This window comes from Microbacterium atlanticum, from assembly GCF_015277815.1.
Classification (GTDB): Bacteria; Actinomycetota; Actinomycetes; order Actinomycetales; family Microbacteriaceae; genus Microbacterium; species Microbacterium atlanticum.
This window is the reverse complement of the sequence record NZ_CP063813.1, coordinates 2,399,430-2,413,043: the sequence shown is the minus strand read 5'-3', so window position 1 is coordinate 2,413,043 and position 13,614 is coordinate 2,399,430. Positions and strand designations below refer to the sequence as shown.

The 13,614-nt window shown below is 70.5% G+C and carries 14 protein-coding genes; 6 read left to right on the top strand and 8 right to left on the bottom strand.

The features are described from left to right. Window positions 1–14: 14 nt before the first annotated feature. Window positions 15–515, bottom strand: a complete 501-nt coding sequence (locus IR212_RS10985) for a CinA family protein (protein ID WP_194395960.1) — start codon at window positions 513–515, stop codon at window positions 15–17. Between the two features lie 92 nt (window positions 516–607). On the opposite strand from IR212_RS10985, the gene IR212_RS10980 reads away from it, so the two are divergent. Continuing rightward, window positions 608–910: a hypothetical protein gene (locus IR212_RS10980; RefSeq protein WP_194395959.1), complete on the top strand. Its 303-nt coding sequence runs from the start codon at window positions 608–610 to the stop codon at window positions 908–910. A 30-nt stretch (window positions 911–940) separates the two neighbouring features. Here the strand turns inward: IR212_RS10980 and IR212_RS10975 are convergent, their stop codons facing one another. Further along, on the bottom strand, window positions 941–1,429 hold the full coding sequence (locus tag IR212_RS10975; RefSeq protein WP_194395958.1) for a GyrI-like domain-containing protein: 489 nt from the start codon (window positions 1,427–1,429) through the stop codon (window positions 941–943). 202 nt (window positions 1,430–1,631) lie between these two features. Here IR212_RS10975 and ppsA point away from each other — a divergent pair, with 202 nt between their 5' ends. After that, the gene (ppsA, locus tag IR212_RS10970) at window positions 1,632–4,058 is read left to right on the top strand and encodes a phosphoenolpyruvate synthase (RefSeq protein ID WP_194395957.1); all 2,427 of its coding nucleotides are present in this window, start codon (window positions 1,632–1,634) and stop codon (window positions 4,056–4,058) included. A 22-nt stretch (window positions 4,059–4,080) separates the two neighbouring features. Here the strand turns inward: ppsA and IR212_RS10965 are convergent, their stop codons facing one another. The 3 genes from IR212_RS10965 to IR212_RS10955 all read right to left on the bottom strand — a co-directional run bounded on the left by IR212_RS10965 (window position 4,081) and on the right by IR212_RS10955 (window position 6,349). Next, window positions 4,081–5,019 (bottom strand): CPBP family intramembrane glutamic endopeptidase, encoded by a 939-nt coding sequence (locus IR212_RS10965; protein WP_194395956.1) that lies wholly within the window; start codon window positions 5,017–5,019, stop codon window positions 4,081–4,083. A 114-nt stretch (window positions 5,020–5,133) separates the two neighbouring features. After that, window positions 5,134–5,595 (bottom strand): pyridoxamine 5'-phosphate oxidase family protein, encoded by a 462-nt coding sequence (locus tag IR212_RS10960; protein WP_194395955.1) that lies wholly within the window; start codon window positions 5,593–5,595, stop codon window positions 5,134–5,136. A 1-nt stretch (window position 5,596) separates the two neighbouring features. Then, window positions 5,597–6,349, bottom strand: a complete 753-nt coding sequence (locus IR212_RS10955) for an SDR family NAD(P)-dependent oxidoreductase (RefSeq protein ID WP_194395954.1) — start codon at window positions 6,347–6,349, stop codon at window positions 5,597–5,599. Window positions 6,350–6,537: 188 nt separating this feature from the next. Here IR212_RS10955 and IR212_RS10950 point away from each other — a divergent pair, with 188 nt between their 5' ends. Beyond that, a complete protein-coding gene (locus IR212_RS10950; protein WP_194395953.1) occupies window positions 6,538–7,383 on the top strand; it encodes a universal stress protein in 846 nt (281 codons plus the stop codon). A gap of 3 nt (window positions 7,384–7,386) precedes the next feature. Further along, window positions 7,387–7,860 carry a hypothetical protein gene (locus IR212_RS10945; RefSeq protein ID WP_194395952.1) on the top strand — a complete coding sequence of 158 codons (474 nt, stop codon included), beginning with the start codon at window positions 7,387–7,389 and terminating at the stop codon, window positions 7,858–7,860. 18 nt (window positions 7,861–7,878) lie between these two features. Here the strand turns inward: IR212_RS10945 and IR212_RS10940 are convergent, their stop codons facing one another. From IR212_RS10940 to IR212_RS10930, 3 genes are all read right to left on the bottom strand, one after another. Next, a complete protein-coding gene (locus IR212_RS10940; protein ID WP_194395951.1) occupies window positions 7,879–8,514 on the bottom strand; it encodes a response regulator in 636 nt (211 codons plus the stop codon). Beyond that, window positions 8,511–10,235, bottom strand: coding sequence for a sensor histidine kinase (locus IR212_RS10935; protein WP_194395950.1), 1,725 nt, complete (start codon window positions 10,233–10,235; stop codon window positions 8,511–8,513). Before IR212_RS10935 ends, IR212_RS10940 begins: the two co-directional genes overlap by 4 nt. A gap of 73 nt (window positions 10,236–10,308) precedes the next feature. After that, window positions 10,309–11,145 carry a wax ester/triacylglycerol synthase domain-containing protein gene (locus IR212_RS10930; protein WP_194395949.1) on the bottom strand — a complete coding sequence of 279 codons (837 nt, stop codon included), beginning with the start codon at window positions 11,143–11,145 and terminating at the stop codon, window positions 10,309–10,311. A gap of 211 nt (window positions 11,146–11,356) precedes the next feature. Between IR212_RS10930 and adhP the strand changes: the two genes are divergently transcribed. Beyond that, on the top strand, window positions 11,357–12,394 hold the full coding sequence (adhP, locus tag IR212_RS10925) for an alcohol dehydrogenase AdhP (RefSeq protein ID WP_194395948.1): 1,038 nt from the start codon (window positions 11,357–11,359) through the stop codon (window positions 12,392–12,394). 155 nt (window positions 12,395–12,549) lie between these two features. Then, complete coding sequence (locus IR212_RS10920) at window positions 12,550–13,599, top strand: iron ABC transporter substrate-binding protein (RefSeq protein WP_194395947.1); 1,050 nt, start codon at window positions 12,550–12,552, stop codon at window positions 13,597–13,599. The last annotated feature ends 15 nt before the right edge of the window (window positions 13,600–13,614 follow it).

Sequence of the window (13,614 nt, the reverse complement as noted above, 5' to 3'; positions counted from 1 at the left end):
CCGGCCACCAACGGCTACGGAGAGCTGTTGGAGGCGGCCTGCTCCCGGTCGCCGGCCTTGCCTTCCGCGACCGTGAGCAGGAGGCGCAGCGCCCGGTTCACCGTCTCATCCAGCACCCGCTCGGGCCCGCCGTCCAGCTGCAGATGCTCCGCGCCGGACCCCGCTGCGCTGGCCCATCCCAGATAGACGGTTCCCGCCGGGTGGCCGTCCTCGTCCTCCGGTCCCCCGACGCCGGTGGTCGCGACGGCGATATCGACGTCGAGGAGCGCGCGCACTCCTTCTGCCAGTGCGGTCGCACAGCGCGAGGAGCAGGGGTCGAGCCCCTCAGGTACACCCAGGAGGCCCGTCTTGACGGGCATCCGATACGCCACGACGCCGCCCGAGAACCAGTCGCCGGCGCTTTCGCCCTTTCCGACCTCGCTGGCCAGGAGCCCCGAGGTGAGGGACTCGGCCACGGCGACGGTCAGGCCGCGCTCTCGAACCGCTGCGCTCAAGCGCTGGATGTCGGTCTCCATGCGTTCCAGCCTGTCACGCCAAGACGCTGGGCGATCGCTGAGCGTTCATGAGATCACTAGCTTATCTAGCGAGAAGGCGTACTCTGGGAGGCGTGCGAACCGATGGGGGCGTCATGGAAGTTGTGAGAGCTCGGGTGGACGGTCAGATGTTCATCCTCGATCCCGAGCAGGACGTCGCGGACTTGCAGAGGCGCATCATCGACGCCGTCCAGCAGGGTGCCGGCTTCGTGGACTTCCAGACCGTTGGACGCTCCGCGATCTCCGTCATGATCACCCCGTACATCGGCGTCCGCTTCGAGACGATCGAGCGGAGTTCCGAGCAGATGGAGGAGTGGGAGTTCAATCCGCCCAGGATCGAACCGGGCGACAGCGTCTACGACGACCTGATGTACTGACCCTCGAATCCTGCCGGGTCACCTCCCGATTCAACCTCGTTCGCCGTCTTCGTGCGCGCCCGCGAGCGGCCACGAGATCAGAGTGCGCCAGGCGGACGGGTCCGGTTCTTCGTCGGGATCGCTCAGATAGGTCTCCCACATGACCCCTGCCGGCTGCCATCCTTCCGCGGCGAAGAACTGCTGGACGGCGGCGTAGGTCTCGACCATGGTGTCGTACGGTCCGACGTGCACGGCCTCGACGACACGTCCTCCCGGCAGGGATCCCGGGCGGACCTCGCCGGACTCCGCGACCGACCCGTCGACGGGCAAGCCGGCCTCCACGTCTGCCGTGGCGCCCGGCATCCCGTAGTACTTGCCGTACGGCGGTCCCGCCGGATGGAGCCCTTGCCCTGCCAGGGCGCGTATGGTCTGCGCGAACGCCTCCGAGAAGAACTCCGTCAGCCCGCTCATCGGGACCGTCCTGCGCACGCCGGCCGTTGGTACTTCAGGCCGGTCGGTGACGTGGATCTCCGTCGTCATGCTCGTTTCCCCTCGAGATGTAGGAAGGGTCGCCCGCCCGTCGCGTGCCCCGCCCTGGATCCGAGACTTCAGAGTGCACCGATCGCCGCGGGGCGCACAGGGCCATTGGTCCCGTCGACGCGGCGCCGGATCGGCAAGAGGAAAGCGGGCGGGAAGGACCTTCGGCCCGCCCGGGGCCGTGCCTCGCGGGCATCGTCGTCTCATGACGAACATCTTCACGCTGAGCAGGATCACCATGGCCGACCTGCCGCAGGTCGGCGGCAAGAACGCCTCGCTGGGCGAGATGATCGCGACGCTGAGCACGGCGGGTGTCCGCGTGCCCGGCGGCTTCGCCACCACCGCCGATGCGTACCGCGCGTTCCTCGCCGGCGGCGGCCTCGCCGAGCGCATCGAGGCGGAACTGGCGCGGCTCGATGTGTCTGACGTCGTGGAGCTGCGTCGCGTGGGCGCCGCGATCCGCGGCTGGATCGAGGCTCAGCCGCTTCCCGCCGACCTCGAGCGCGACATCCGCGCGGCCTACGCGGAGGCGATGGGGGCGGATGCCGCACCCGACGGCACCACCTGGGCGGTGCGTTCCTCGGCCACGGCCGAAGATCTGCCCGATGCCTCTTTCGCGGGGCAGCAGGAGACGTATCTGAACATCGCGGGCATCGACCATGTGCTCCACGCGGTGCGGAGTGTCTTCGCCTCCCTCTACAACGATCGCGCCATCGCGTATCGGGTGCATCAGGGATTCGCGCACCGCGACGTGGCGCTGTCCGCGGCGGTGCAGCGCATGGTGCGGTCTGACGTCGGCGCGTCGGGGGTCATGTTCACGATCGACACCGAGTCCGGCTTCGACCGTGCGGTCCTGATCACGAGCGCGTACGGGCTCGGGGAGGCCGTCGTGCAGGGCGAGGTCAATCCCGATGAGTTCACGGTGTACAAGCCCGCATTGCAGGAGGGGCGCCCCGCCATCCTGCGCCGCCAGCTGGGCGACAAAGCGGTCGCGCTGCGGTTTGCGGCGGGCCACGACGTGGGTTCCAGCACGACGATGACGAGCGTCGCGCACGAAGACCGGCGTCGATTCAGCATCTCGGATGCCGAGGTGCACGAACTGGCCCGATACGCGGTGACCATCGAGGAGCACTACGGCCGCGCCATGGACATCGAGTGGGCACGCGACGGCGTCGACGGGCGCCTCTACATCCTGCAGGCTCGGCCCGAGACCGTCGTGTCGCGGGCGCACGGGCCCGTCCTCACGCGGTTCGTGCTCCGTGAGCACGGCCGGGTGCTCGTGGAGGGGCGGGCGATCGGGCAGCGGGTCGGCGCGGGCCCGGTGCGCGTGGTGACGTCCCCGGCGGAGATGGCGAAGGTCCGACCCGGCGACATCCTCGTCGCCGAGATGACCGACCCGGATTGGGAACCCGTCATGAAGCGCGCTGCCGCGATCGTCACCGACCGCGGCGGGCGAACCTGCCACGCCGCCATCATCGCGCGCGAACTCGGCATCCCCGCCGTCGTGGGTACGCGCACGGCGACGACAGCCCTGGCCGACGGTGCCGACGTCACCGTGTCCTGCGCCGAGGGCGACGACGGCTTCGTGTACGCGGGGCGACTCGACTTCGCGGAGCAGAGCATTCCGGTCGAGCGGATGCCGCAGCCGCCGGTCCGCGTGATGATGAACGTCGGCACCCCCGATCAGGCGTTCGCCCTCGCGGCGCTGCCGCACCAGGGCGTGGGCCTGGCACGCCTGGAGTTCATCGTCGGCACCCAGATCGGCATCCACCCTCGCGCCCTCCTCGAGGCCGAGGCGCTCGCCGAGCCGCTGCGCTCCGAGGTCGCACGCCGGGTGGAGGCCTACGCGTCACCGCGCGACTTCTTCGTCCAGCGCGTGGCCGAGGGCGTGGCGACGATCGCGGCCGCCTTCGCGCCCGAACCGGTGATCGTGCGCACCAGCGACTTCAAGTCCAACGAGTATGCGCACCTCCTCGGCGGCGAGCAGTACGAGCCGCGCGAGGAGAACCCGATGCTCGGGTGGCGCGGCGCCTCGCGGTACATCACGCCCAGCTTCCAGGAGTGCTTCGCCATGGAGTGCGAGGCTCTGCGGTTCGTCCGCGATGAGATGGGCCTTCGGAACCTGAAGATCATGGTGCCGTTCGTACGCACCCTCGCGGAGGCGGCGGAGGTGTCGGCGGAGCTGGCGAAGCACGGCCTCCAGCGCGGGCGCAACGGTCTCGAGGTCATGATGATGTGCGAGATCCCGTCCAACGCGCTCACGGCCGATCGCTTCCTGGATCACTTCGACGGCTTCTCGATCGGGTCGAACGACATGACGCAGCTCGTGCTCGGGATCGACCGTGACTCCGACCTCGTCGCCGCCGGGTTCGACGAGCGGGACCCGGCGGTGCTCGAGGTGCTCCGTCTCGCGATCGAGGCCTGCAACCGCCGCGGGAAGTACGTGGGGATCTGCGGCCAGGGCCCGTCCGACCACCCGGAGCTGGCGGACTGGCTCGTGGACGCCGGCATCCAGTCGATCTCGCTGAATCCGGATTCCGTCGTCGACACGTGGCTGCGGCTGGCGCAGCGCGCGGGCGCACCGGTCGAGGACCGTTCCGGCCACGCGGTGCCGGACCCGGTGGCACCCTGACGCCGCAGCGTCGCGGCATCCGTCACGACACCAGCGCGAGCGCGAGGAACGCGAAGATCACGATGTCGCTCAGGAAGTGGATGAACCACGCCCAGAAGAGGCCGCGGGTCTCGAGCATCGCCTTGCCGAGGATCCACCCCATGAAGACCGAGAGGACTGCGCCGACAAGGCCGCCGGGGACGCCGAAGTAATGCGCGACCCCGAAGAGGAAGGCGGTCTGCCACAGGGCGTGCCGGCCTCCCACCGCCGGTTCCAGCGTCGCGAGCAGCGGAGCGCGGTAGGTCATCTCCTCGCTGAAGGCGTTGAGCGCGGCGTAGAAGAGGATCGACGGCACCATCGGCCAGAGCGCGGCGATCGCGGACGGGTCGGGGCGCAGCAGCAGGTACTGCCCGACTCCGAGCGCGCCCGCGATGCCGAATCCCCAGATGAGGCCGAAGCGCGGCCACGGATCCGCCTTCGGGAAGCCGAGCACTCTCACCGGCCGGATCGGCGCGGTGAGCTGCCCCAGCGCCAGGAAGAACTGCCCCGGCCGCAGTCCCAGCAGCAGCATCACCCCGATCATCGACAGCGCGACGGCAAGGCGGCCGGTCTGCTCGGCCTGCATCCGGGCGTCGAAGGGCGTGCCGCCGAACAGGGACTGGAGGGCCGGCAGCGCGAAGGACACGTTTCCCCACGCCCACGTGAGAAGCAGAAGAGCGCCGGAGGCGACGCCGAAGCGCCAGAGCGGGCGGATGCGGGCTATCCCGAGCGTGCACAGCAGCAGCAGCCCCACGACCGCGGCCTGCGCGACGATGATCCACGACGGGACGGCGCCCCAGAGCTGGTGACCGAGGATGGCCGGCACGGCGCTGAGGAGGACCACCGCGACCCACGCGGTGCGAACCGCCCACGCGGCTCCCGGGGCGGCGCGCCAAGGGTGCGGACTGCGCCTCGTGTCGTCTCGGACCATGCGCTCGGTCACCCCGCCACCTCCGATCCGCAGCCAGCTTCCCGCGGAACCGCGTCGAGCGTCGGGCCGAACGTCCCCCGGCTACGCGCGGAAAGAAGTCACGCGCAGCCCCGTCGTCCGGGTCGCTCAGCGCTGCGGACGGAACCGCCGGCCGGTCACGGCGTCCGGCGTGATCTCCAGGTAGTCGTACTTACCGGTGGGGCTGGTCGACCGGAGGTCCAGCACGCCGGATGCCTCGATCTCGTCGTCACGATCCAGCCGGCGGGCGGCGCCACGGACCACGACGCTCCAGCGGAAGCCGTCCGCGTCACCCTCGGCCTCGAAGGCGACGAAGGGGTTGCGTGCGAGGTGCCGGAGCTTCAGGCCGGGGGCGGTGCGGAGGAAAAGGTGACGGTCGGAGACGAGGTAGTCCATCGGGAAGATGTCGGGTCGTCCGTCGGCGCCGATCACGGCCAGCCGGCCGACATGCGCACCGGCGAGCAGATCCCAGCATCCGGCGTCGGGCACGTCCTCCACCGCGGTCGCGATGAGGGCCGGGTGGACCGCGCCGGCGAGGATGCGAGCGGGTCCGGTGTGCGCGCCCGACATCTCAGATCGCCGCCCATCCGCCATCCACCGGGATGACGGCCCCCGACACGTTCGACGCATCGTCGCTGAGCAGCCAGGTGATCGCGGCCGCGAGCTGCGATGGCTGCGCGACCGGCGGCAGGTTGGTCTGGAAGAACGGTCCGAGCCGGGTCTGCGCCCACTCCGAGCGGAACGGCGCCTCGATGCTCGTGGCCACGGGGCCGGGCGCCACCGCATTGCACCGCACGCCCTTGGGTGTGTAGAAGAACGCCGTGCTGACGGTGAAGCCGTTCACGGCGTGCTTCGACGTCGTGTACGGCGTGCCGGCGGCCGACCCTCGCTGCCCTGCTTCGGATCCGACGTTGACGATGCTCCCCGCGCCCCGGTCGATCATCCCCGGGAGCACGGCGCGGGTGAGTCTCATCATCCCGGTGAGGTTCACCCCCAGGACGCGCTCCCAGGTGGCATCCGCGATCTCGGCTGTCGGCTCGAAGCCGTCCATGATGCCGGCCACGTTCGCGAGGCCGTCGATGCGTTCCCCCGCCGCCGCCATGATGGCCTCGATGCCGGCGGCGTCGGCGATGTCGGCGGAGACGGTGACGACTTCGCCGCCGACCTCGTCTGCGAGTGCCGTCAAGCGGTCGGCGGAGACGTCGACCGCGATGACGCGGCAGCCTTCCGCGGCGAGCCTTTCGGCGGTCGCCCGGCCGATGCCGGCGCCCGCTCCGGTGACAATCACCGTGCGTCCGTTGAATCGCTGGGAGGAGAGAGTCATGGCCGTCCTTTCCTATGGCCTCCATCCGAGCCGGTCAGGGCCGACGAGCTCGGGCCGAAGGTCCCGTGGGGACGAGGGGACCCCGGCGGCCAAACGGCCGGGGGACCTTCGGCCCAGGCGGGTGCTCCCACGGTGGGTTGGCTGGTCGTCAGCGGCGGATCCGCCGCGCGACACGGGGGGAGCGCCTCATGGAACGCATCGTTCTCGGCTACGACGGGAGTCCGGCATCCGTCTCCGCACTGTCCTGGGTGGCGGCGCGCGCCGGTCGCGAGGTCGCGAGCGTCGGTCTCGTGAATGTCGTGGGGCGATCCGCGAAGGACCGGGCCTCGGCGCTGGACCAGCTCGCCCACGCCGAGGAGTTCCTCCGCGAACGCGCACCCGGCGTCGGTGTGGAGCTGCACCGGCTGGAAGGCGGGACGCCGGAGTCGCTGGCGGACTTCGCAGCCGACACGGATCTTCTGGTCATCGGCATCAATCCGGGCCATCCGATCCGTGCGGCGATGGCGGGCGCGATGCCGCTGCGCCTGAGCACGACGGCCCGGGTTCCGGTCGTCATGGTGCCCGCGGCATGGGTGGACCTGGGGGAGCCCGTCACCATCGGCATCTCCGACGACGACTCGTCCAGCGCCGCGCTCGCGTTCGCGGCCGCCGAGGCCGACGCCACCCGGTCCGCGATCCGTCTCGTGCACGCGTGGCTCATGCCCACCCCGTCGTTCGCCGGCACGACCGCGCTCGCGCTCACGCCCGACGCGGCGATGGCCGAACATCGCGGAACCCTGGACGCCGCGATGAGCTGGGTCACGGAGCGGTATCCGCGGCTGGAGCTGCAGAGCGAGCTGGTCCGCGACAGCCAGTCGGCCGCCCTGCTGCGCTACGGGGCGCGCAGCTCGATGCTGGTCATGGGCACGCACCACAGGGGGGTCTTGGCGGGAAGCCTGCTGGGATCCGTCGTGCAGGAGGTGCTCTGGCGAGCGGAGTGCCCGGTCGCCGTGGTGCCGCGCGGTGCCGCCGAGTCCCGACACGAGGAGGACTGAGTCATGGTGCGCTTCTCTCGGATGACCCTGCTGATCATCCAGGCCTTCGTGGCCGTCACCGCGCTCGCGGGAGGTCTCGCGCTCATGATCGGGAGCATCGATCCCGACCTGGCGTCGGTGCTGATCCCGCCCGGCGACTACCTCGAGGGTTCGCCGTTCCGGTCGTACCTGGTACCGGGACTGCTCCTCATCGTGCTCGTGGCCGGGGTGCACGCGATCGCGTTCGTGGCGGTGCTGACCGAGTCCCGCTGGAAGACCATGTTCTCCGCCGCGGGCGGCTTCGCGTGCGCCATCTGGATCTTCGTGCAGATGGTCTACATCCCGTTCAGCTTCCTGCAGGCGCTGTACTTCGTCATCGGCTTGGCCGAGCTCGGGCTGACGATGGTGATGCTCGGCATCCTGGACGAGGTGACGGCCGCCCATCGATCGACCTTTGTGCCGGCCCGGTCTCGCCGTGCACCGCACGCGCACGGCTGAGCCGCGACGCGGCTCGGCTCAGTCGTGCCGGTGCTCGAGTTCGAACACCGCCGCCTGCGTGCGACGCTCGAGACCGAGCTTGCTCAGCAGTGAGGACACGTAGTTCTTCACCGTCTTCTCTGCGATGCCGAGGTTCTCGCCGATCTGACGGTTGGTCAGTCCGTCGGCGATCAGGCGCAGGATCTGACGTTCGCGCAGTCCCAGCGATCCGAGCCGGGGGTCGGAATCGTCCGCGCGCTCGCGGATCCTCGCCGTGGCACGCTGCACCACGGAGTGGTTCATCAGTGATCGGCCGGCGGCGACCGCGCGGATCGCATCGACCAGACGTGGCCCGCCCACGTCCTTGAGCACATACCCCGCCGCGCCCGCGAGCACGGACGCGCTCACCGCGGCGTCGTCGTCGTAGGCCGTGAGGATGAGGCATGCGACGGTGGGGATGCGGGAGCGGATGTCGCGGCAGAGGTCGATGCCGCTGCCGTCAGGCAGGCGCACATCGAGCACGGCCACGTCGGGCAGCGTCGCCTCGATCCGGCCGATCGCCTGCCGCACCGTACCGGCTTCGCCCACGACCTCCAGGTCGGGCTGCGATCTGACGAGGTCCGACAGTCCGCGCCTCACGATCTCATGGTCGTCCACCAGGAAGACGCCGATCATCCCATCCCTCCGTCGCCGTCGATCGGGCCGGAGTGCAGCGGCGCGGTCCACCGCGCCGCCGTCGCACCGGCACGGGAGTCCACGCGGAAGGCCCCGCCGCGCCCCGCCGCCCTCTCGGCCAGGTTGGCCAGGCCGCTTCGTCGTCCGCCCTCGTCGACACCGACCCCGTCGTCCTCCACCAGCACCGTGACGTCGTCCCCGACGACGGCCACCTCGATCGAGATCCGATCCGCGCCGGAGTGCCTCACCGCATTGCTGAGCAGCTCGCGGGCGACTCCCACCACGTCCTCCAGCAGCGGACCGGTGATCGCGTGGTCCACGGGTCCGGTGAACCGGATGGCGGGAGGATGCCGCAGCGCCGCCGACAGGTCGGCCACGACATCGATCACGCGATGCCGGAGGGAGCTCTCATCCCGCCGGGACAACGCGAAGACCACGGTGCGGATCTGCGAGATCGCATCGTCCAGCTGGTCGATCGACTCGTTCAGGCGGTTCGCCTCCGGCCCCGGCGCAATGCTGCCGGCAACGGCCTGCAGGGTGAGCCCGGTGCCGAACAGCTGCTGGATCACGTGATCGTGCAGGTCGCGCGCGATGCGCCGGCGATCCTCGGCCAGGAGCGACCGCTGACTCTCCTCGCGTGCATAGGCGAGCTCGAGCGCGATGGTCGCGCGCGAGGCGAAGTCCACGAGGCTTGCCAGCTCGGTGGCGGTGAAGCGGCGCTGTTGCGGCCCGCGCGCCGCGCACACGACGCCCCACAGCCTGCCCCGGGTCCGGAGGGGCGCCGCAGCGACAGGACCCGTGAGCCCGTCGGTGCAGATTCGCACGGGGTCGCTGTCGGACGCGGACTCCCGTCCGGCCGCGTGGGCGTGCCCCGAGGTGACGATCGTGCCGGCGCACGTGGCATCCGTCTCGACCGTCATTCCGAGCAGCTCCGCCTCGTCGTCGCCGCGTGCGGCGACGATCTTGAGCGTCGACGTCGTCTCGTCGGCGAGCAGGACGGTCACCTTCTCGCTGCCGGGCACGTCGAACAGACGGCCCGCGATGAGATCGAACGCCGTCTCGGTGGACGACGACAGCAGCGCCGCAGACAGCTCGGCGGCCGCCGTCATCCACCGCTCGCGGGTCCGCGCCTGCTCGAGGAGCCGCGCGTTCTCGACGGCGAACCCGGCCGTGGTCGCCAAGGCCTCGACGAGCCGCTCGTCCTCTTCCGAGAACGCGCCCTCGCGATGATTCGTGAGGTACAGGTTTCCGAAGATCTCGCCCCGAACCCGGACGGGCACCCCGAGGAACGACTCCATCATCGGGTGGTGCGGCGGGAATCCCGCCGCGCGCGGGTCGCTGGACATCTGCGGAAGACGGATGGGCCGGGGGTCCTCGATGAGGGCTCCCAGGAGCCCGTGACCGGTGGGCAGATGTCCGATGCGCGCCGCCTGTTCTTCGGTGAGGCCCACGTAGATGAACTCCTCGAGCGCGTCCCGCTCCGGAGCGATCACGCCGAGCGCTCCGTACTCCGCATTCACGAGCGCCGTGGCGGCTTCGGCGATCCGCCGGAGCACGGAGTTCAGATCGCTCTCCTCGACCACAGCCCGGGTGGCGCCGAGCAGCGCGCGCAGCCGGCCCTGACTCGTGCGCACCCGCTCGGCCTGCACGAGCAGGCTCGCCAGTGCCTCGTCGAGATCCTGGCGCGGTCCATCGGGGAACCCCAGGTCGTCCTGCGTCATCGTCCCCGCCTCCCTCGACGCCGAGGCCCACAGTAGGACACCTCGGTGGATGCCGCCAAGGGCACTGCCGCCGTCACCGCCGTGGCATCGCGGGACCTTCGGCACCCCGTCCGTCGACGCGGCGGAGCAGGGTGAGGTCATGAGCGCACACGCGATGAGCCCCCTCCCTCCGGTCACCCGCCGGCAGCGCGCCCGTGCGACACGGGCCCTCGGCTACACCATCGCCGCGGTGGTCAATTCGGTCCTGCTGTACCTGGTCAACGTGGCTCCCGGCTGGCAGGCGGTGCCTTTCCTGAGCGACAGTGCGGTTGATGTCGTTCCGGCGCTCAACGCCGCGCTCACGGTCGGGATCATCGGGAACGTCGTGAACGTGGCGGTCGACCGTCGGTGGATGCGGGCCCTCACCGACCTGCTCGCCTCGGGCGCATCCCTCGTCTTCATCGTCATGACGTGGCGGGTCTTCCCTTTCGACTTCGGCTCGGCCGACGTCGACGGGGAGCTGATCACCCGGACGGTGCTGGTCTTCGCCGCGATCGGCTGCCTCATCGGCATCGCCGCACAGGGGCCGCGTGAGCGGCAGCGGCTCGATCATCAGGTCGCCGCACCGCCGTTCGAGGTCATCCCTGCTCCCCAAAGGCGGGATCAGGCGGACGTGCGCCTCGAGGTCGGGCTCGCGCTCTCCCCACGCGTGGTGGCGACCCGCCCGCACCGGGAGCTGCCGCAACGTGGGCAGTTCCTGCACCCGGCGGGCGATCGTCCCGCGCACCGCCGTCATGTCCAGCACCCCGTCGCCGCCGACGAAACCGCCGCGGGTCAGCAGCCCCGCGACCAGGAAGACGTTGACCTGTCCCGGGTGGTCCAGGACGAGGTTGGCCTCGTCGGCCGGCTCGAGCCGTCGCTCCCGTTGCACCGAAGCTCTCCGTCCCGCCCCGGCGAGGCATCTGCTCGGGGCGTCGCCGGCGCCGGAAGCGCGGGCGTGCTTCCAGTTTGCGGGGGGCGTGCGAAGGCGGCCGGGCCCATGGTCCTGTGCGCTTCGCGGTCCGTCGGGGGACTTACGTCCCGGTGGCGCCGGGTCGCAGACGAAAGGCTGGTCTCGTACAGATTCCACGGAGGAGAGAGCAATGCGAAGCGCAGTCGTCCGAGAGCTCGGCACCCCGGCCCAGGTCGAGGAGCGTCCCATCCCGCAGCCGGGCCCCGGGCAGATCCTGATCCGGCTCGAGGCGTGCGGACTGTGTCACACCGACATCCACGCGATGCACGGTGACTGGCCCGTCAAGCCGAAGCTCCCACTGGTGCCCGGGCATGAGGGGGTCGGCATCATCGAGCAGCTGGGGGAGGGGGTGACCTCCCGCCAGATCGGACAGCGGGTCGCGATGCCGTGGCTCGGCCACGCGTGCGGCGAATGCCGCTACTGCGTGGACGGCCGCGAGAACCTCTGCGAGAGCCAGTACAACAACGGCTATGCGGTCGACGGCGGGTACGCGGAGTTCATGCTCGCCGATGCCCGCTACGCCGTTGTCGTCCCGGACGGCGTCACGCCGTTGGATGCCGCGCCCCTGACGTGCGCCGGCGTCACGACGTACGCCGCCATCAAGAACGCGCGGGTCGTGCCGGGGGAGACCGTTGCGGTGTTCGGCATCGGCGGCCTCGGCCACCTCGCCGTGCAGTATGCGCGGCTGGTCGGTGCGAAGGTGATCGCCGTCGACGTCACCGAGGAGAAGCTGGCGCTGGCGACCGAGCTCGGTGCCGACCACACGGTGAACGCCCGCACCACCGACCCGGTCGAGGCGATCCGCGATCTCGGGGGTGCCGATGTCGCCGTCGTCCTCGCTGTCGCTCCGGCGGTCTTCCGGCAGTCGTTCGACGCCCTCAACCGCGGCGGGCGGCTCGTGCTGGTCTCGCTGCCCGCCGACGGAACCATCACGCTCCCGATCTTCGAGACGGTGCTCAAGGGCATCAGCGTGATCGGCTCGATCGTCGGAACGCGTCAGGATCTCACCGAGGTCTTCACGCTGCACGCCGCCGGACGCACGCGGGTTATCACCGAGACCCGCGATCTCGACCAGGTGAACAGCGCCGTCGACGAGGTGCTCGAGGGCACGGTCCCGGCGCGGCTCGTCTTCACCTATGACACCGCAGACATCATGCAGAAGGACTGACCTTGAGAAAGAGGGACGGATGCCGCGCGGCATCCGTCCCTCTCTGCGCCACGGCTCCGCGCCCGGCGCGGCGCTCTCGTCGGCGGTGTGCGCGTAACGCCGGGTCGCCGGTGCTTTAGGCTAGCCTTACCTGTCTCGTTCCCAGGAGTAGTCCGATGCCTTCACGCCTGCGCCCTCGCGCGCGCCGCCTCCTCATCGCAGGGCCCGCGGTGCTCACCGCCCTCGCTCTCGCCGGCTGCGCCGGCGGCGCCGCCGGTGCCGACGGGTCCGCCGACGCCGATGCGCTCGTCGTCTACAACGCACAGCACGAGCAGCTCACCGAGGAGTGGGCCGAGGCGTTCACCGCAGAGACCGGCATCGACGTGGTGCTGCGCAACGGCGACGACAGCGAGCTCGCGAATCAGCTGGTGCAGGAGGGAGCGGCCTCCAAGGCGGATGTGTTCCTCACCGAGAACTCACCGGCGATGTCGCTGGTGGAGGACGCCGGCCTGTTCGCGCCGGTTGAGGCCGAGACCCTCGCCCTGGTTCCCGAGCAGTATCGTCCGGCGTCGGGGCTGTGGACCGGCATCGCGGCTCGTTCGACAGTGCTCGTCTACAACCCCGACCTCATCGCAGAGGACGAGCTGCCGGCATCGCTGCTCGAGCTCGCCGAGCCGGCGTGGGAGGGTCGCTGGGGTGCCGCGCCCGCCAAGGCGGACTTCCAGGCGATCGTGTCCGCCGTGCTCGCCACGCAGGGCGAGGACGGCGCGCGCGCATGGCTGGAGGGCATGGCCGAGAACGCCGTGGAGTACCGGAACAACATCGTCACGATGAAGGCGGTCAACGCCGGCGAGGTGCCGGTCGGGATCATCTATCACTACTACTGGTACCGCGACCAGGATGCCGCGGCCGAGGACAGCTCCGACACCGCGCTGCACTACTTCGGCAACCAGGACCCGGGCGCGTTCGTCAGCGTGTCGGGCGGTGGCGTTCTCGAGAACGCGCCGCATCCCGACGAGGCGCAGCAGTTCCTCGCCTTCATCGCGGGAGAGCAGGGCCAGGCGATCCTCGGCGAGGGGTACAGCTTCGAGTACCCGGTGGCGTCCGACGTCGCCGCCAAGCCGGAACTGCCCGCGCTCGCCGACCTCGACGCTCCCGTGATCGACCCCTCCACGCTCAACGGCCCCGCCGTGATCGAGCTCATGACGGAAGCCGGTCTGCTCTGACCCAGCTCGAGACGC

What these genes read in the sequence shown, in the direction of transcription:
- IR212_RS10960 (WP_194395955.1), bottom strand. Translation starts at nt 5,595, where the DNA reads ATGTCGGGCGCGCACACCGGACCCGCTCGCATCCTCGCCGGCGCGGTC.
- IR212_RS10945 (WP_194395952.1), top strand. Translation starts at nt 7,387, where the DNA reads ATGGTGCGCTTCTCTCGGATGACCCTGCTGATCATCCAGGCCTTCGTG.
- IR212_RS10940 (WP_194395951.1), bottom strand. Translation starts at nt 8,514, where the DNA reads ATGATCGGCGTCTTCCTGGTGGACGACCATGAGATCGTGAGGCGCGGA.
- IR212_RS10975 (WP_194395958.1), bottom strand. Translation starts at nt 1,429, where the DNA reads ATGACGACGGAGATCCACGTCACCGACCGGCCTGAAGTACCAACGGCC.
- IR212_RS10935 (WP_194395950.1), bottom strand. Translation starts at nt 10,235, where the DNA reads ATGACGCAGGACGACCTGGGGTTCCCCGATGGACCGCGCCAGGATCTC.
- IR212_RS10955 (WP_194395954.1), bottom strand. Translation starts at nt 6,349, where the DNA reads ATGACTCTCTCCTCCCAGCGATTCAACGGACGCACGGTGATTGTCACC.
- IR212_RS10950 (WP_194395953.1), top strand. Translation starts at nt 6,538, where the DNA reads ATGGAACGCATCGTTCTCGGCTACGACGGGAGTCCGGCATCCGTCTCC.
- IR212_RS10920 (WP_194395947.1), top strand. Translation starts at nt 12,550, where the DNA reads ATGCCTTCACGCCTGCGCCCTCGCGCGCGCCGCCTCCTCATCGCAGGG.
- IR212_RS10985 (WP_194395960.1), bottom strand. Translation starts at nt 515, where the DNA reads ATGGAGACCGACATCCAGCGCTTGAGCGCAGCGGTTCGAGAGCGCGGC.
- ppsA (WP_194395957.1), top strand. Translation starts at nt 1,632, where the DNA reads ATGACGAACATCTTCACGCTGAGCAGGATCACCATGGCCGACCTGCCG.
- adhP (WP_194395948.1), top strand. Translation starts at nt 11,357, where the DNA reads ATGCGAAGCGCAGTCGTCCGAGAGCTCGGCACCCCGGCCCAGGTCGAG.